Source organism: Thiohalophilus sp., assembly GCF_046483665.1.
Lineage (GTDB): Bacteria > Pseudomonadota > Gammaproteobacteria > UBA6429 > Thiohalophilaceae > Thiohalophilus.
In genome coordinates this window covers 1-16,660 of the sequence record NZ_JAWOCR010000043.1, presented here as the reverse complement: position 1 = coordinate 16,660, position 16,660 = coordinate 1, and the positions used below count along the sequence as shown (strand labels likewise).

Annotated in this window: 18 protein-coding genes; all 18 read left to right on the top strand. The window is 55.5% G+C overall.

Annotation, left to right across the window (positions count from 1 at the left end):
* The first annotated feature begins 116 nt into the window (after positions 1-116).
* Positions 117-1,313: a sensor histidine kinase gene (locus tag R6U90_RS09765; RefSeq protein WP_410352502.1), complete on the top strand. Its 1,197-nt coding sequence runs from the start codon at positions 117-119 to the stop codon at positions 1,311-1,313.
* Positions 1,314-1,331: 18 nt separating this feature from the next.
* Positions 1,332-2,744 carry a sigma-54-dependent transcriptional regulator gene (locus R6U90_RS09760; protein WP_410352501.1) on the top strand — a complete coding sequence of 471 codons (1,413 nt, stop codon included), beginning with the start codon at positions 1,332-1,334 and terminating at the stop codon, positions 2,742-2,744.
* A gap of 35 nt (positions 2,745-2,779) precedes the next feature.
* A complete protein-coding gene (gene fliE, locus R6U90_RS09755; RefSeq protein WP_410352500.1) occupies positions 2,780-3,121 on the top strand; it encodes a flagellar hook-basal body complex protein FliE in 342 nt (113 codons plus the stop codon).
* A gap of 126 nt (positions 3,122-3,247) precedes the next feature.
* Complete coding sequence (gene fliF, locus R6U90_RS09750) at positions 3,248-4,879, top strand: flagellar basal-body MS-ring/collar protein FliF (protein WP_410352499.1); 1,632 nt, start codon at positions 3,248-3,250, stop codon at positions 4,877-4,879.
* A 24-nt stretch (positions 4,880-4,903) separates the two neighbouring features.
* Positions 4,904-5,923: a flagellar motor switch protein FliG gene (gene fliG, locus R6U90_RS09745; RefSeq protein WP_410352498.1), complete on the top strand. Its 1,020-nt coding sequence runs from the start codon at positions 4,904-4,906 to the stop codon at positions 5,921-5,923.
* Positions 5,910-6,563, top strand: coding sequence for a flagellar assembly protein FliH (locus tag R6U90_RS09740; protein WP_410352497.1), 654 nt, complete (start codon positions 5,910-5,912; stop codon positions 6,561-6,563). Before fliG ends, R6U90_RS09740 begins: the two co-directional genes overlap by 14 nt.
* Positions 6,541-7,935 (top strand): flagellar protein export ATPase FliI, encoded by a 1,395-nt coding sequence (gene fliI / locus R6U90_RS09735; protein WP_410352496.1) that lies wholly within the window; start codon positions 6,541-6,543, stop codon positions 7,933-7,935. Before R6U90_RS09740 ends, fliI begins: the two co-directional genes overlap by 23 nt.
* Before the next feature lies 1 nt (position 7,936).
* On the top strand, positions 7,937-8,383 hold the full coding sequence (fliJ, locus tag R6U90_RS09730; RefSeq protein WP_410352495.1) for a flagellar export protein FliJ: 447 nt from the start codon (positions 7,937-7,939) through the stop codon (positions 8,381-8,383).
* A 161-nt stretch (positions 8,384-8,544) separates the two neighbouring features.
* Positions 8,545-9,696 (top strand): flagellar hook-length control protein FliK, encoded by a 1,152-nt coding sequence (locus R6U90_RS09725; protein ID WP_410352494.1) that lies wholly within the window; start codon positions 8,545-8,547, stop codon positions 9,694-9,696.
* A 245-nt stretch (positions 9,697-9,941) separates the two neighbouring features.
* Positions 9,942-10,670 (top strand): RNA polymerase sigma factor FliA, encoded by a 729-nt coding sequence (locus tag R6U90_RS09720; protein ID WP_410352493.1) that lies wholly within the window; start codon positions 9,942-9,944, stop codon positions 10,668-10,670.
* A gap of 230 nt (positions 10,671-10,900) precedes the next feature.
* Positions 10,901-12,337 (top strand): hypothetical protein, encoded by a 1,437-nt coding sequence (locus tag R6U90_RS09715; RefSeq protein ID WP_410352492.1) that lies wholly within the window; start codon positions 10,901-10,903, stop codon positions 12,335-12,337.
* A 108-nt stretch (positions 12,338-12,445) separates the two neighbouring features.
* Complete coding sequence (locus R6U90_RS09710; protein ID WP_410352491.1) at positions 12,446-13,009, top strand: VWA domain-containing protein; 564 nt, start codon at positions 12,446-12,448, stop codon at positions 13,007-13,009.
* A gap of 231 nt (positions 13,010-13,240) precedes the next feature.
* Complete coding sequence (locus R6U90_RS09705; RefSeq protein WP_410352490.1) at positions 13,241-13,684, top strand: DUF1249 domain-containing protein; 444 nt, start codon at positions 13,241-13,243, stop codon at positions 13,682-13,684.
* Complete coding sequence (locus tag R6U90_RS09700; protein ID WP_410352489.1) at positions 13,681-14,343, top strand: SPOR domain-containing protein; 663 nt, start codon at positions 13,681-13,683, stop codon at positions 14,341-14,343. Before R6U90_RS09705 ends, R6U90_RS09700 begins: the two co-directional genes overlap by 4 nt.
* A 166-nt stretch (positions 14,344-14,509) precedes the next feature.
* Positions 14,510-15,106, top strand: coding sequence for an ankyrin repeat domain-containing protein (locus R6U90_RS09695; RefSeq protein WP_410352488.1), 597 nt, complete (start codon positions 14,510-14,512; stop codon positions 15,104-15,106).
* A 3-nt stretch (positions 15,107-15,109) separates the two neighbouring features.
* Positions 15,110-15,736 (top strand): YeeE/YedE family protein, encoded by a 627-nt coding sequence (locus tag R6U90_RS09690; protein ID WP_410352487.1) that lies wholly within the window; start codon positions 15,110-15,112, stop codon positions 15,734-15,736.
* On the top strand, positions 15,736-16,164 hold the full coding sequence (locus R6U90_RS09685) for a YeeE/YedE thiosulfate transporter family protein (RefSeq protein ID WP_410352486.1): 429 nt from the start codon (positions 15,736-15,738) through the stop codon (positions 16,162-16,164). Before R6U90_RS09690 ends, R6U90_RS09685 begins: the two co-directional genes overlap by 1 nt.
* A gap of 248 nt (positions 16,165-16,412) precedes the next feature.
* The coding region (locus tag R6U90_RS09680) for a hypothetical protein (RefSeq protein ID WP_410352485.1) at positions 16,413-16,660 on the top strand (248 nt) is incomplete at its 3' end.

Sequence of the window (16,660 nt, the reverse complement as noted above, 5' to 3'; positions counted from 1 at the left end):
ATTTCAATCTCCCAACTTGTTGAATTTCAATAAAAACCGGTTCAGGCACGGTTCTTGCTCTTGGTTTCCTGTGTGTCAATTATGGCGTCATAGGAATGCAACCGGACAAGTATCGTATGGCAGAAGAAACCCCCAGCCAGTCCCGGGCCCTGGAAGAAGCGTTCAATACCTTCAATCAGCTCTCCCGCCAGCTGACCGAATCCTACCGGTTACTGGAATCGCGCGTGACCGATCTGAACCAGGAACTGGCCGCCGCGCATGATGAGCGCTATCGCGAACTGACCGAAAAGGAAAGGCTGGCCAACCGCCTGGCTTTGCTGCTGGACGTGCTGCCCGGCGGCGTGGTGGTGCTCGACGGACAGGGTCAGATCCAGGAACACAATCCCGCCGCAGGGGACTTGCTGGGCGAACCCTTGCTGCAACAACCGTGGTCCGCCGTGATTGGCCGGGCTTTTGCTCCCGGGCCGGATGATGGCACCGATGTTTCATTGCGCGATGGTCGCCGGGTGAACATTTCCACCTGTCCGCTGGGTGCCGAGCCCGGACAGATCCTGTTGCTGATGGATGTGACCGAGATCCGGCGCATGCAGGATCGCCTCAATCAGCAACAGCGGCTGGCAGCCATGGGCGAAACCGCCGCTTCCCTGGCACACCAGATTCGTACTCCGATTGCCTCGGCCTTGTTGTATGCCTCGCAACTGAAACGCCAGCACCTCAAAGATGAGGATCGCATTCATGCCGCGGAAAAAATCTTCTCGCGCCTGCGCCACCTGGAGCAGGTGATCGAAAACATGCTGATGTACGCCCGTCGCGGTACCGTCAGTGAAGAATCGTTTACCGCCGGCGATCTGTTTCGGGATCTGCAGGCCAATATCGAAACCAGCCTGCGTCACAGCGATATACAGTTCGCCGCTTATGATGACAGTGATGGTTGCGTGATACAGGGCAATCGCCAGATGTTGCTCAGCGGACTGTTAAACCTGGCGATGAACGCGATTCAGGTAATGCCCGACGGGGGGCGTCTGACAGTCCGGGCCGAGAGCAATGGCCCATCGCTTGTGATCCGGATCAGTGACACCGGACCGGGAATTGCCGCTGACAAACGGGAAGAAATCTTCAGTCCCTTCTATACCACCCGCAAGGATGGTACGGGACTGGGGCTGGCCGTGGTGGAGGCGATCACTCGCAATCACAAGGGACGGATTGAACTGGAATCGCAGCCCGGCGAGGGTTCGACGTTTATTTTGTATCTGCCGATCCAGGCTGATGCCCGCCAGCAGGCAGGCGGACAGCTGGTCGGGCAACTGGCATAACCCAACGAGGAGGCAGAGATGACTGCATCCAGCATACTGGTCGTGGAAGATGACGACGCCCTGGCGGAAGCACTGCAGGACACCCTGAAGCTCGCCGGCTATGAGAGTGTCCTGGCCGCCAACGGTATCGAGGCATTACGGGCGATGGAACAGCAGCACTTCGATATCGTGGTCAGTGATATCAACATGCCGAAGATGGATGGTGAAACGCTGCTCAAGCGGCTGCGTGGCCAGTATCCCGATATTCCGGTGATGTTGATGACCGCTTACGGCACGATTCAGCAGGCGGTGGATGCCATGCGCGAGGGTGCCGCCGATTATCTGGTCAAGCCCTTCGAGGCCGAAGTGCTGGTTAACATGGTGGGGCAGTATATCGGTCAACCCGAAGCCGAAACCGACATGGTGGCCGTGGCCCCCGTTTCCCAGGAGCTGGCGGCTATGGCGCGCAAGGTAGCCGACAGTGATGCGACGGTGATGATTACCGGCGAAAGCGGGGTCGGTAAGGAAGTTCTGGCGCGCTTTATTCATCAACATTCGAGCCGCGCCGAACAGCCGTTTGTGGCAATCAATTGCGCCGCCATTCCGGAGAACATGCTGGAGGCAACACTGTTTGGCTATGAAAAGGGCGCCTACACCGGTGCCTACAAGGCCAGTCCCGGCAAGTTCGAACAGGCCCAGGGCGGCACCTTGTTACTGGATGAAATCTCGGAGATGGATATTGGCCTGCAGGCCAAGTTGCTACGCGTATTACAGGAACGGGAAGTAGAACGGCTGGGGGGCAACAATGTCATTCAGCTCGATGTTCGGGTGCTGGCGACCTCGAATCGCGATATGCGCCAGGTGGTGGCCGAAGGCCGCTTTCGTGAGGATTTGTTTTATCGTTTGAACGTGTTCCCCCTGCACCTGCCGGCGTTGCGCGAACGAATTGAGGATATCGGCCCGATCGCCGAGCGTTTACTGGAAAAGCAGGCGCGTAACGCGGGGCGGATGATTCCGCAGCTGGATGAGGGCGCACTGCAACGCCTGCAAAGCCATACCTGGCCCGGCAACATCCGTGAACTGGATAACGTGATGCAACGGGCCATGATTCTGCACGGCGGCGTAGCGATCGAGGCCGGCGACATACATTTTGAGACGGCCACGGTGCCTGTTCAGGAGACAGCGGCGGTTACACCGGCGCCGGTTGCGACATCGCAACCGGCGCCCGCGACACAGTCTGATGCCGAAGACCATACAGATGTCGATTCGCTGAATCAGGATCTGCGACATCGCGAATGGGATTTAATCCTCAATGCCATTAAAAAATATGGCAGTCGCAAGGTTACAGCCGAGCAACTGGGTATCAGTCAGCGCACCCTGCGTTACAAGCTGGCCAGAATGCGTGAGGCCGGCATCCGCGTTCCCGAAGCCAGCGGCTTTGAAACTGTCTGAATGAAATCGAGCCATCAGAGAGGGAGAATGAACCGATGAGCAACACAACGATTACCCCCGATATGCTACTGGCACAGATGCGGTCCATGGCGGCCCAGGCCCAGGGTGCGCAGACCCAGGGACTCCAGGCCAGTCAGGAAACCGCCAACGGCCAGTCCGACTTTGCGGATCTACTCAAACATTCCATCAATGAAGTCAATAATGCGTCGCAGGAAGCCAAACAGCTGACAGATGCTTTTCAATCGGGTGATCCCAATGTGCAATTGTCCGAGGTGATGCTTGCCAAGCAAAAGTCCGGTGTCGCGTTTGAGGCGATGTTGCAGGTACGTAATAAACTGGTTAGCGCCTACCAGGAAGTTATGAATATGCAGGTGTAAGGCGTTGATTCGTGAAGTGGCGAGGTCGCCGGATGAATAAAGTAACGCCGGTTGTTCGGTAATCACGCTTTGTGCCGCTGCCCGGGAACCGAACTTAATTATTTAACAATATGACAGTACACGATTATGGATCTTGTTAAAGCTGAACAACTCAATGCGCCGTTTCAGGGAATGGTGAATCTGCCCGTATTGAAACAGGCCGGTTTGCTGGTGGGGCTGGCCGCCAGTATCGCGCTGGGTGTGGCGATCGTGCTGTGGTCCCGCAGTCCGGATTACAGCATTCTCTACAGCAGCGTCACCGGCCAGAGCGCCCAGGAAATGGTCCAGGTACTGTCGGGTGCGGGGATCGATCACCGGCTGGATCCCGACAGCGGCACCTTGATGGTGGAAAGTGACAAATTACATCAGGCCAAATTGAAACTGGCCGCGGCCAATCTCACCCAGACCGACGGTGTTGGTTTCGAGTTGCTGGAAGATGCAGACGGCTTTGGTTCCAGCTCGTTCATGCAAAATGCGCGCTTTCATCGCGCCCAGGAAGGCGAAATGGCTCGCACCATCAGTTCAATCACGGCGGTGCAGACCGCACGGGTGCATCTGGCCCTGCCCAAGCAGTCGGCGTTTATTCGCAGTCAGCGCCAGGCCAGTGCCTCGGTGATGCTTAAATTACGTCCGGGTCGGCAACTGGAAAAACAGCAAATTAATGCGATCATTAATCTGGTCTCATCCAGTGTGCCGAACATGACCGCCTCTGAGGTGACGGTAGTGGATGATCAGGGGCGCCTGTTATCGTCCGGCAAGAACCAGGAAGGGCTGGCCCTGACCACCAGTCAATTCGATTATTCACGCAAGGTGGAAGACTCCTATGCCAGCCGGATTGAAAATATTCTGACACCGCTGGTGGGACGGGAGAATGTTCGTGCGACAGTCAATGCCGATCTCGATTTTAATCGTACTGAATCCACCCGTGAGGCGTATAACCCCGATGCGCCAGCGATGCGCAGTGAACAGTCGTTTGAAGAAGAGGTCAACGGCTCGGCCATTGCAGGCGGGATTCCGGGCGCGTTGACCAACACGCCGCCGGGTCAGGCCCAGGCTCCCGAAGAGGCCAATGCTGCCACGGGTAATCAGGCACAAACCGGGGAGACCGGACAGATTCGTCGCCGCTCAACGCGCAACTATGAACTGGATCGCACGATCAGTCACAGCCGCAATGTGCCCGGTTCCATTCGTCGGCTCTCCGTTGCCGTGGTGCTGGATGTAAAGCAGGGGGTTGATGACGAGGGTAATCCCGCATCCACACCCTATACCGACGAAGAGCTGGCCCGCTTCAGGACGCTGGTCCAGGAAGCGGTCGGGTTTAATGCGGTGCGCGGCGATTCGGTTCAGGTAATCAACGCCGAGTTTACCCCGCCGGTACAACTGGAGGAGATCCCGGCCGAATCGTTCTGGGAGAAACCGGCTTTCTGGTCGATTCTCAAGCAAGTGGGTGGCGCGTTGCTGGCTCTGCTAATCTTGCTTGGAGTGCTGCGCCCGGTGATGCGTAGCCTGGCGAGCCACCGCCCGACCCGGGTCGTGGATCCCCAGACCGGCGAGGAACTTTCCGAGGATCAGCTGAGTCTTTCCGGAGGGGGAGGCGGTCAGCCCCGTTTGCCCAAAGCAGCAACCTATGAAGATAATCTGAATATGGCCCGACAACTGGCCTCCCAGGAACCCAAGCGCGTAGCCCAGGTAGTCAAGAGCTGGCTGGACGACAAATAAGTTCGCGGCAGGATAGCAATCGATATGGCAGAAGCAGATTCCAAAGGTAAAAACATTACCGGCACGGAGCGTGCCGCCGTGTTGTTAATGACACTGGGCGAGCAGGATGCGGCGGCCATCCTCCAGCACATGAGCCCCAAAGAGGTTCAGCGTGTGGGTGAAGCCATGGCGACCATGAGCAATGTGAACCGGGAAACCGTGGATCACGTGCTGGCGCAGTTTTGCGATACGGTGGATGAGCAGACCGAACTGGGTATCGGTAACGAAGACTATTTGCGTAATGTGCTGGTCAGCGCGCTGGGCGAAGACAAGGCCGGCAATGTGATCGATCGCATCCTGATGGGCCACAATGCGAAAGGGCTGGAGACCCTCAAGTGGATGGAACCCAGAGCTATTGCCGAACTGATTCGTCTCGAGCATCCACAAATTATCGCGATCGTCCTCTCTTATCTGGAAAGCGATCATGCCGCCGAAGTACTCTCAGCATTACCCGAGAATATGCGCACCGATGTCGTTATCCGGGTTGCTACACTCGACGGTATTCAGCCCAGCGCTTTGCATGAACTCGACGAGACGCTGGAAAAACAGTTTGCGGGACATGCGGACAGTATCAAGTCGGCCGGAGTCGGTGGTATCAAGACTGTCGCGAATCTGCTTAACTTTGTCGACACCAGTCTCGAGTCGCAAATCCTGGATATGGTCAAGCAGCAGGACGAGGAGCTGGGCCAGAACATTCAGGAGCAAATGTTTGTCTTTGATAACCTGGTGGATGTGGATGACCGCGGTATCCAGTCGCTGTTGCGCGAAATTTCTTCAGAGAATCTGATTATGGCATTGAAGGGCGCCGATGAAAGCGTCAAAGACAAGATCGTCAAGAATATGTCCAAACGGGCTTCCGAGATGTTGCTCGACGATCTGGATGCCAAGGGTCCGGTACGGCTCAGCGAAGTAGAGGGCGCGCAGAAAGAGATTCTGACAGTTGCACGGCGCATGGCAGAATCAGGTGAGATTTCCCTGGGCGGTAGCGGCGATGAGTTCGTCTAAGGTGGTCGACAATCAGAAGTCTGCCTATGAGCGCTGGGAGCTCCCCCACGTACATGACGATGCCGTACCCCGTTCTCCGGCCACCGCCTCACAATTGGAAGCCATACAGCAGCAAGCCTATGAAGAAGGCTTTGAGCTGGGCAAGCAGGAAGGTTTCGACAAGGGTCTGGCGGACGGACAGGAAGAAATCCGGCGTCGGGCTGAACAACTGGAACGCCTGATGTCAGGGTTGACCGAGCCATTTGCCGGGCTGGATGAGCAGGTGATCGAGCAGACCGGAGAACTGGCCATGGCCGTCGCCCGGCATGTTATTCGCCGGGAGCTGAAAACCGAACCCGAGCAGGTCATTGCCGTAGTGCGCGAGGCTGTTAACGTCCTGCCGGTCAGTGCCCGCAACATCCGGGTTCAGTTACATCCCGAAGATGCCCAGCTGGTCCGTGAAGCGCTGTCACTCGATCAAGCCGATAGCGACAACCGCTTGTGGCAAGTGGTTGAAGAACCGCTGATCAGTCGTGGTGGCTGCAAGGTGGTGGCAGAAAACTCGACCATCGATGCGACGATTGAAAAACAGATCGCCAGGATCTCAACAGCCGTATTCGGCGGGGGACGTGTCAGCGATGGCGACGATTCCGACAACTGAGCGTAGCGCCAAATGGCGACAGGGACTTGATAGTCTGTCAGAACGCCTGCAACAGGTGGAAACCCTGGTTGTCGAAGGACGCCTGAGCCGGATGGTCGGTCTGACCCTGGAAGCGGTAGGCTGTCAGTCGGTCATCGGAGGCCGTTGTCTGGTCGAAAGCGAAGACAGCGACAGCATTGAAGCCGAGGTAGTCGGGTTTGCAGGGGAAAAACTGTTTTTAATGCCTACCGGTAATATTCACGGTATCCATCCCAATGCCCGGGTAATTCCTACCAGTCGCGTGTATGAAACCGTCGTGGGTGACGGTGTGCTGGGTCGGGTACTCGACGGCGCCGGCAAACCGCTGGATGGACGTGGCCCCCTGATAGCCTCCGAACGCATGCCATTGACCGGCAAACCGATCAACCCGCTGGAACGCGCCCCGATCAGCGCACCACTGGATGTGGGTGTGCGCGCCATCAATGCCCTGTTAAGCGTCGGCCGAGGCCAGCGTATGGGACTGTTTGCCGGCAGCGGTGTTGGCAAGAGTGTGCTACTGGGGATGATGACCCGCTATACCGCCGCGGATGTTATTGTCGTCGGTATGATCGGCGAACGCGGCCGCGAGGTGAAAGAATTTATTGATAACATCCTCGGCCCCGAAGGCATGGCTCGCGCCTGCGTGGTGGCAGTACCGGCGGATCAGACCCCGGTAATGCGTATGCACGGCGCTTTTTTGGCCACCAGTATCGCTGAATATTTTCGTGATCAGGGCAAGCATGTCCTCTTGCTGATGGACTCATTGACCCGTTTCGCGCAGGCCCAGCGGGAAATCGCCCTGGCTATCGGTGAGCCACCGGTCACCAAGGGCTATCCGCCGTCGGTCTTCGCGCGCATGCCGCAACTGGTGGAACGTGCCGGCAACGGCCCCGGCGGGGGTGGTTCGATAACCGGGTTTTATACCGTGCTGACCGAAGGCGACGATCAACAGGAACCGATCGCCGACGCCTCGCGGGCGATACTCGATGGGCATATTGTGTTGTCCCGCCAACTGGCGGAGTCGGGACATTATCCGGCAATCGACGTGGAGGCCTCTATCAGCCGGGCAATGAATGCGATTGTCTCGAACGAACAGCAAAAAAAAGTGCAGCAGTTCAAGCAACTTTACTCCACCTATCAGCGTAACAGCGATCTGATCAGTGTCGGCGCCTATGCCCGCGGCAGTGATCCTCGTATTGATGAGGCGATTGCCATGCATCCGAAATTGATGGAATTCCTGCGTCAGGATATGCACCAGCCGACCAACTGGCAGAACAGTCTCAATCAGCTGGATCAGCTGTTGTCAGAACCGGCAAGCACACCGCAACCGGAAGTCCCGATGGTGACGATCTGAGATGAAAAAATCAGACCGTATCAAATCGCTCATGCACCTGGCGGAAAAACAGGAACAGCAGGCCGTACGCGATCTGGGGCAGGCCCGACAGCAAATGGAAGCCCAGCAAACCAAACTCGAAGAACTTCGCGAATACCGGGAAGAATACCGGCGGCGGTTTTTACAGGATGGCGAACAGGGGATCAGTGGTTCCCAGTTGCAACATTTTCAGGCTTTTATGTGCCAGCTGGATCAGGCGATCGAAAATCAGCAGCAGGTGGTGGAACAACTGGCCGTGCAGTGCCGGCAACAAACCGATCACTGGCAACAGCGCCATCAGCAGACCCGCATTCTGGACAAAACCCGGGATCGCTTTGCACGTCACGAACGCCATCAGGCCGAGCGGCAGGAACAGCTGGAAAATGACGATCTGGCCGGAGCCCGGCACAAGCCGAGCAAACCCTCCTGACGCGCAGGGGGCGCTAATCAAACTGGCACTGATTGTTATTCGTTCGTCCCGGTTTTGTGGCGGTTACGGTGTAACCCGACAATAGCAAGTTTTCCTCCTCCAGGTGTGATTTGGCATACCCCTTGCAGTTACACAGACAAACTGCTGTGGAGAACGCATTCATGTCTGAAGCTGCAATGATGTCGCTGTCGACAAAACCGGCTGCCAAAGGTGAGGGTACGACTGAAAACACGCGCCAGGGCGAAGCGGCGCCGCCGTCCGAGGGGCTGGCACCGCAATTGTTCGGCGGCCTGCTACTGAAAATGCTCAACCCCGAAGGGGAATCGGCAACCCTGCAATTGCCACCCGCGGCAACCACCGGGGAACAAGGCGGCAACAGCTTGCCGTCGGAATCACCAGACATCGCCTGGTCCGCCCTGATGGTCTGGGATGAATTACCGCTACCGCGGGCTGACGGACAGGCCGTTCTGTCCCGGGCTGATCAGTCCGGGACTGCGTTGATTCGCGACGCCGGGGCTGCTGCCAGTTTTTTGTTACGCCAGGCCAATCCGCTGCAAGCCAATTTAATGCAACCGGGGACGCAAGGCGAAGCGACGAGCCAGGTTGCCGGCGCTCCGTTCCAGAACAGTGACGAGCTCTTCAACCAGAATCTGCTCAAACTACTCACCGAGCAAACCAGCAACCGGATTGTCGATCCGCGACAACCGGCCACCTTGCTCAGCGCTGCAGAGAATACGGAAACGGGATTGAACGGCTCGCTGTCCCTGAATACGGGCTCCGGGACATCACAGCAGGGACAGTTCAATCAATTGCTGGCGGGACTCGGAGGGGCGAATAACGCCGGCGGGCAGCGAGCCGAAATGCAGTTGCCGCCGATGACGGTTTCGCCGCAGCATCCGAACTGGAGTAACGGGATTGGGGAGCGGATCCAGTGGATGGTCGGCCAGAACATGCAAAAGGCCGAGATTCGTCTTGAGCCTCCGGAACTCGGTACTCTGGAACTGCGGGTGACGATCAATCGTGATCAGGCCAGTCTGAGCATCACCGCCGCCAATCCCCAGGTGCGGGATGCGGTGGAAGCGGCGGCCCCCCGGTTACGGGAAATGTTTGGCGAGGTCGGTCTGGATCTGGGCGATGTCAATGTGTCCCAGGAGTCCTTCGCCGAACAACAACAGACCGGGGACAACCCTGATGGCCGGGGCCAGGGACTCGCCCGTGGCGAGGAGTCCGAAGCCGATAGCGCGTCGACCACCGAGGCGGGAGAAACCCGGCTCAATACGAACACCAATGGATTACTGGATCTTTATGCCTGATCCCGCCGTCCCTGTGCGCCTGACAAGTATATTCCTGCAGGTTAGTCGTCGGTGGCGGATTCATGACACTGAGGCCGGGCAATAGCACAGGCTAAATGCAAGGTATTGATTAGCAAGCAGTTAAAGTTCTTTCGAGAATAGGCACGTTTTCTGCATATTGCTATTCAATATCGTTTGACACAGAAATACTCAAGTTGCCGCCTGCGGCTACCGACATTATAGCAAGCTCATACAGGTAAATTCTGATGCCGCTTTCGATGTACAGCACCAGCCAGCTCAGCGAAGCCGAACAGCTCGTGGAAACGCACGGGCCGCTGGTGCAGAAGATTGCTTATCATCTGATGTCCCGCCTGCCGGCCAGTGTAGTGGTAGATGATCTGATCCAGGTCGGAATGCTTGGCCTGCTCGATGCGGCCCAGCATTATGATCCCTCCCAGGGGGCCACATTTGAAACCTATGCCACTATCCGCATCCGGGGCGCCATGCTGGATGAATTACGCCGCAATGACTGGGCACCCAAATCAGTACATCGCCGGGCACGGGATCTGATGGAGTGTGTGCATCGGATCGAGGCGGACACCGGGCGCGAGGCACGGCCGGGTGAAGTTGCCGGGATGATGGGGATTACACTCAACGAGTATCACCAGATCCTACAGGAGACCAACAGTTGCCGTATTCTCAGTTTTGTGGATATTGGCGTCGATGACGGTCAACTGGGCGATAACTACAAGGCCGGTCAGACCACGCCGCTGGATGGGCTGGAAGAAACCCGCTTTCAGGAGCATCTGGTCGAAGCCATCGAGGCGCTGCCGGAGCGGGAGAAGCTGGTGATTGGTCTCTATTATGACGAGGAATTCAACCTGCGCGAAATAGGTGAGGTGCTGGGGGTGAGCGAATCCCGGGTCAGCCAATTGATGAGCCAGGCACATCTGCGCATGCGCAAACAGCTATCCGATTACACCGCGCGGGATTGAGCTTACCTGCACTCAACGCCAATTTACGTATCTGGTTCACAAAACTCTTCTTCCCGTGCAGGTACGGCTCGCTTAATCGCCTGAACGCTCTATACTGCTTCTGGTAAGTCTCTGATAACTAAAATAACTGCGGATGATCTGTGATCCGCTTATCGGTTTTGTCTGCCTGAATACCGTTACCATTCCCGGGTTGGGACTATCACGTTCTGACAGGATGTGAGGAGATAATAATGAGCGACATATTAATGATTGTGCCCGGCAGCGTTTTATTAAGTGTGCTGATCTGGTTCATTATCCTGAGTTTTGTTTTATGGGCAGCCCGTGCACATGCCCATCGCGCTATTCGTTCCGTCGGCCAGGTGCTGCACAGTGCCATGCGCCTGACTGCCGCGGCTATCATGCGCGCCGAAAAACGTCTGCTTGAACGTAATCGCGAGGTATTACTAAGCCAGGGCAGGGAAGCTACCGAACGGATTATCGAAAGGGAATTTGACCGGATTGATGCCACCGTGCGCAAGGATCTGGCCGAGTATCCCTCCCTGCATCGTCAATTGAGCGAGGAAATTGCCAAAATTGACGAAGACTACAAGGAAAGCACCGAAGTGCCCCCGGAACCACCTGCCTGGGTCAAGGCGGTGGAGGCTGTCGCCAAGATACCCTCTACCAAAGGTGATCCGATGGTGGGAAATGTGCTCGAGGATATCCATCAATCTCTGGTCAAAGCCAATACCCGGGCACTGGAGGAGTATCGCAAGGCCAGTCACAAACGTCATCAACTGCTGAATAACATGATGCCGCACTGGCGCAACGTCAAACAAATACTCGGCAAGGTTGACAAGAACGTCAATAGTCTGTTGCAGCGTTCGGTCACCATCGATCGGCATATGGATGAGTATGAAAATATCCAGAAGCACAGTAATCGCGCCCTGGAAATGCTGTCTTCCTCATCTATTACCCAGTTTTTCATCTCTTCATTCGTGCTGATTATCGCTATAGGCGGCGCCATGATTAACTTCAATTTGATCGCATTGCCTATGTCGGAAATGGTGGGGGCGAAAAGTGAGATCATTGGCATGCCAACCTCGGATGTTGCTGCACTGGTGATCATTCTTGTGGAAATTGCTATGGGCCTGTTTTTAATGGAATCCCTGCGGATTACCCGTCTGTTTCCTATTATCGGCGCCCTGCCGGACAAGATGCGTGTACGCATGATCTGGATAACCTTCACGATCCTGCTGGTCCTGGCTTCGGTGGAAGCCGGCCTGGCCTATATGCGTGAATGGCTGGTTGAAATGAAACAGGCCTCCATGTTGACCGGCGGTGAAGAAGCCCTGCAAGGCGGTTATCTGTGGATCACCACTGCCGCGCAGATGGGGCTGGGCTTTATGTTGCCCTTTGCGCTGGTCTTTGTGGCGATCCCGCTCGAGTCTTTTGTACATTCATTGCGTACAGTGCTCGGTATTATCGGAGTAGGCTTCCTGCGTAGCCTGGCGTGGCTGCTTCGGTTTGTTGGCAATATCTCACGCTATGCGGCGAGAGTGCTTGAAAATATCTACGATCTGGTTATTTTTGCGCCCCTGTTAATTGAACGGCTAATAGCGGCAAACAAGGAATCAGGCAAAGGCGGAGATAAAGGCGAGAAAATTGATACCGCATCCGCATTTTAAGGGGGAGAAATGAAACCAATAAAACTGCTTGTTATAATAATGATAGTTGCACTGACTGTTGTCAGTGGCTGCTCCAGGCATAACAAAGCGCGTGATCACGGTGTCTATATGCTGCTGGATACATCGGGCACCTATACCGAGCAGTTAACAGACGCCCAGCGTATTATCAATTATATATTGAGCGAGCTGGAACCGGGCGATACGTTTGCTGTGGCCCGAATTGATACGGGCAGCTTCAGCGGCAAGGATATTGTTCATCGGCAAACCTTCGATACGCGGCCCAGTCAGGCCAATGCGCAACGCCGAAAATTTCGTGAGACGATTGATACATTTGTCAAGGAAGTAAAACCGAGCTCTTATACCGATATCACGGGCGGTATCCTGCAAGCGATCGAGCACCTTAATGAAGTCGGGGCCGGGAACAAAACGATTCTCATCTTCTCGGATATGAAAGAGGATCTGAAAGAAGGATATGTGCGGGACATACCGCTGCAGCTGGATGGCTTTAATGTGGTGGCGTTAAATGTTATCAAGTTAAGCAGCGATAATGTTGATCCGCGTAAATATATGAATCGCCTGGAAGAATGGCAGAACCGGGTCGACTCCGGGGGAGGCCAGTGGAAGGTGGTTAACGACATGGAGCGCCTGGAATCGGTGATGGAGTTTGATTGAGATAACGGTTATTCAACTCCCCTGAAGGCGGGCCGTCAGGTGATTGACGGCCCGTTTTATTTGTGTGGACCTCGAACCTGCTTTGCCGCCATTTTCCCGTGCCTTCGATCATTCTGTCCTTTTCGGCTGGCCCGGCCCTACACATCCCCTGGCCGCAGTGGTAACCTGTGGTAGTTCAAGATTCTTTTGTGCTGACCGATAGATACTGCATGATTTACTGATTAAACTCTGATGAGTCATACAATTGCACAACATCGACGCCGGCAACCCATGTGGTTCTATGAAAAGAACTACCGGTATTTGCGTCTGTTGATCCCGGACTTGCACCATGGACATCAGGGACGCTATAAAATTACCCACGAGCAGCACAGCCTGAATATTCAGGTCACCGATTTTGGTCCCTATACCCAGTGGTTGCAGCTATCCCAGCATTTTGATAGCAGCCCGTCGCTATTACGCGATCTCAGTATGAGTGTGCGGGTTTATCATGATGCCATGCTTGCGGAAGTGATCGGGTATCAGGGGATAGAGCGGCTGCTGGCGCGCTATGAGTTGCCCAACAGCGGTATGCTACTGCCTGACGAAAAACGCCAGGCGAATTTGTTGCTACATGACTGGTTAACTATGTTCATTAACCGTCATCGGCAGGCCGAGCGCAGTGTTACCCTGTCATGAACCGGTTGCAGGCTGAAATGGTTCGCGTTCCTGGTTTTTCTCTCCAGCTTGCCGGTGCCGTTGCCCTGGTAATGGGGTTGATGATCCCCCCGGCCTTTGCTGACGACGTGGCGAAAGCGCTATCGACCAGTCAACGCGGGGAGCATGATCAGGCGCTGTCCATTTTGAAGCAGCGCGCCGAGGCGAATGACCCGGTTGCGCAATACGATCTCGGCTTGTTTTACAAAAACGGCACCGGTGTTGCTTCTAACAGGCAATTGGCGAATTACTGGTTCAAGCGGGCCGCCCGTGGAGGTCTGGTCAATGCTTATGCCCAGTTGCGGGAGGATGCAGTCCGGCCCGGACAGCCGCCGCAGGTCGAACTGGTATTTGGTCCGCAGGAGTGGATACGGGTACAGAACTCCGATGACTACACGCTTCAGCTTGCCAGCAGTCGCAACAGCCGGTTGATAAAGCGCTATTACAGCGAATATGAGCTCCAGGGACGCGGCGGCTATTTTCTGAATCAGAACCGCAATCAGTATGCCCTGGTGTATGGCTCCTATCCCTCCGTAGCCGATGCTACTGAAGCGATGGAGTCGCTCCCTGAAGCGTTGCGTCAGTGGCAACCCTGGGTCAGGCAATTGCGCCAGGTCCAGGCGAGCATGGCCGACGAGTAGCGCTGCAGAATCCTTCAGACATTCCTGCCTGCTGCCGCCCCGGTCGGCCAGGAAATTTGTGCTAAAGTTCACAGATTATTTGCCGACAGAATAAACAGGATTTGCCCTAAACGGGTCAATTTCAGGAGCCAGGCCCGGACAACCACTTCACGGGAGGTGAGGTGATATGACATGTTCACATACTACCAATTGTCAACTTTATGCCCAGTTCGCGGCCGATGCGTCGTTGAAATTATGGAAACAACACTATTGTGAGGGGCTTTTCGACCAGTGTGCCCGCTACCAGCTTGCGCTGGAGGGCAAACCTGTTCCCCTGACCTTATTGCCCAACGGCAAGATGGTCGAGCGCCGCTCCAAAGAGCAGATCAGCGCCACGGCGTTGTTCAATGCCATCCAGAAACAGCGGGTCGGGGTCATTCGCTCGCTGATCAAGACCGGCATGTCTTCCTACGAACTCAAAACCGAAGATGGTATGACCCCACTGATGGCCTCGGTGACTGTCGGAAATGTGGAACTGGTGAAACTGATGCTCGAATACGGTTGTGATCCCCATGCAACCAACAATGAGGGAAAAAATGCTATTGAACTGGCACGGGAAGCCGGTTTCGCAGAGGGTGAGCAGTTACTGAAAAAGCATATGGCCGCCAATCCGAACCGCAAGGCGCCAGCTGCGGCGCAAGCCGAAGCCGATGCCGAACCGGAAATGAACGAAGTAGTAGGTTTTTTACGTCGCCTGAATCCGTTTCGTTCCAGGGAGGCATAAGCCGTGGAATACTGGCCCTGGTGGATTGGCGCGCTGGCGCTGGGCGGTGTGAGTCTCGCTTACCTGTTGCTGCTCGGTAAAATGCTTGGGGTGTCCGGCAGCTGGGCCAAAGTGGTCGGCTGGAAGGAAGACCGTGAGATGGCCCGTTCCGCCGCACAACTCGAAGAGGCCGACGATGGCGAAATCGAGGATGCGCTGCTGGCGGCGACCCTGGCGGAATTCGGCGCCGCCAGTGCGGATGAAAAGTCATCCGATGAGTCAGAAACCGAAGAGGACACAACCACGCCAGTAACACAGACGGTGAGCCACACACCGTGGACCGCACACCTGGTTTTTCTGCTGGCGATGCTTATCGGGGGGCTGATTGCGGCCCTGAGCTCCGGACAATTTGAAATTGAACTCCAGTTGAGTGATACCCATAGCCGGATATTTGGTGGCCCCACGGAGGTCTGGTTATCCCTGTTGTTTGGCGGCATGATGGTTGGCTTTGGTGCCCAGATGGCGGGAGGGTGTACCTCCGGCCATGGCCTGAGTGGTTGTGCCCGACTGATTCCCGCCAGCCTGCTCTCTACCGTGGTATTCATGCTCAGCGCCATTGGTCTGTCGTTATTGATGGAGGCGGCAATCTGATGAAACAATCCAGAACACGTATGTACCTCGCCTATGGTCTGATGGGGGCCTTGATGGGCTTCGTGATCGCGCGTATCGGTTTTGGCGATTATGACGAGCTCCATAATATGTTCATCCTGGAAGACTTGCGCATGTTATATGCCTTTGCCGGTGCTGTTGCCCTGTCATTGCTGGGATTTATTATTCTGGCGCGTCGCATTCCCAGACAGGAAAAGTTCTTCCAGCCGGGGACCATTCCGGGCAGTATGTTGTTTGGCTTCGGCTGGGCGGTCTGCGGTGCCTGTCCGAGTATGGTTTTCGTCCAGCTCGGGGCCGGAAAAATCCCGGCTTTGATGACCATGGTCGGCATCTTGCTGGGTATCTACCTGTACAAAAAAGCACACGCCCGTTATTTTCGCTGGGACACCGGTGCCTGTGTCAGTGATTGAAAACTCAAGTAGCGTTCGGTTCTATACGGATTGACTCATCAGCTTACCGACTGACGTGTTGCTGGCTGTCACATAGTATTAATCTTTTGTTTTGCATGGTTTTTAGTCGGCAAAGCGAGCCTGATCAAGGCTGGCACCCCCGACCGGCTATTGTTATATTACTCTTGGTATTATCCTGTACTTAACAAGCTGTCCGGCTGGACAGTATTGCGTGTTAACTAAAATTAATAAGCAGGATGAGACGCTGCGTGTCAGACAACAAAAAAACATCTCAATCCGGCGATTCCATATCGGGCGACTCCATGGCGATGCATAACAATGCCATCCGCTATCTTCGTTATCGCCTGCAACGCCTTTTACCCCTTGCAGGGGTCGATACCATCGATCCCAATAACCTTGACGATCAGGCCCTGCTTGAACAGGACCCACTCGTTCTTGTGACTGATGCTCTGACAGAAATAATTGAACGTCATCGGATGACGACTGAAGAACTGCG

What these genes read in the sequence shown, in the direction of transcription:
- fliG (WP_410352498.1), top strand. Translation starts at nt 4,904, where the DNA reads ATGGCAGAAGCAGATTCCAAAGGTAAAAACATTACCGGCACGGAGCGT.
- R6U90_RS09725 (WP_410352494.1), top strand. Translation starts at nt 8,545, where the DNA reads ATGTCTGAAGCTGCAATGATGTCGCTGTCGACAAAACCGGCTGCCAAA.
- fliJ (WP_410352495.1), top strand. Translation starts at nt 7,937, where the DNA reads ATGAAAAAATCAGACCGTATCAAATCGCTCATGCACCTGGCGGAAAAA.
- R6U90_RS09705 (WP_410352490.1), top strand. Translation starts at nt 13,241, where the DNA reads ATGAGTCATACAATTGCACAACATCGACGCCGGCAACCCATGTGGTTC.
- R6U90_RS09720 (WP_410352493.1), top strand. Translation starts at nt 9,942, where the DNA reads ATGCCGCTTTCGATGTACAGCACCAGCCAGCTCAGCGAAGCCGAACAG.
- R6U90_RS09710 (WP_410352491.1), top strand. Translation starts at nt 12,446, where the DNA reads ATGCTGCTGGATACATCGGGCACCTATACCGAGCAGTTAACAGACGCC.
- R6U90_RS09685 (WP_410352486.1), top strand. Translation starts at nt 15,736, where the DNA reads ATGAAACAATCCAGAACACGTATGTACCTCGCCTATGGTCTGATGGGG.
- R6U90_RS09715 (WP_410352492.1), top strand. Translation starts at nt 10,901, where the DNA reads ATGAGCGACATATTAATGATTGTGCCCGGCAGCGTTTTATTAAGTGTG.
- fliF (WP_410352499.1), top strand. Translation starts at nt 3,248, where the DNA reads ATGGATCTTGTTAAAGCTGAACAACTCAATGCGCCGTTTCAGGGAATG.
- R6U90_RS09740 (WP_410352497.1), top strand. Translation starts at nt 5,910, where the DNA reads ATGAGTTCGTCTAAGGTGGTCGACAATCAGAAGTCTGCCTATGAGCGC.
- R6U90_RS09700 (WP_410352489.1), top strand. Translation starts at nt 13,681, where the DNA reads ATGAACCGGTTGCAGGCTGAAATGGTTCGCGTTCCTGGTTTTTCTCTC.
- R6U90_RS09765 (WP_410352502.1), top strand. Translation starts at nt 117, where the DNA reads ATGGCAGAAGAAACCCCCAGCCAGTCCCGGGCCCTGGAAGAAGCGTTC.
- fliI (WP_410352496.1), top strand. Translation starts at nt 6,541, where the DNA reads ATGGCGACGATTCCGACAACTGAGCGTAGCGCCAAATGGCGACAGGGA.
- fliE (WP_410352500.1), top strand. Translation starts at nt 2,780, where the DNA reads ATGAGCAACACAACGATTACCCCCGATATGCTACTGGCACAGATGCGG.
- R6U90_RS09695 (WP_410352488.1), top strand. Translation starts at nt 14,510, where the DNA reads ATGACATGTTCACATACTACCAATTGTCAACTTTATGCCCAGTTCGCG.
- R6U90_RS09760 (WP_410352501.1), top strand. Translation starts at nt 1,332, where the DNA reads ATGACTGCATCCAGCATACTGGTCGTGGAAGATGACGACGCCCTGGCG.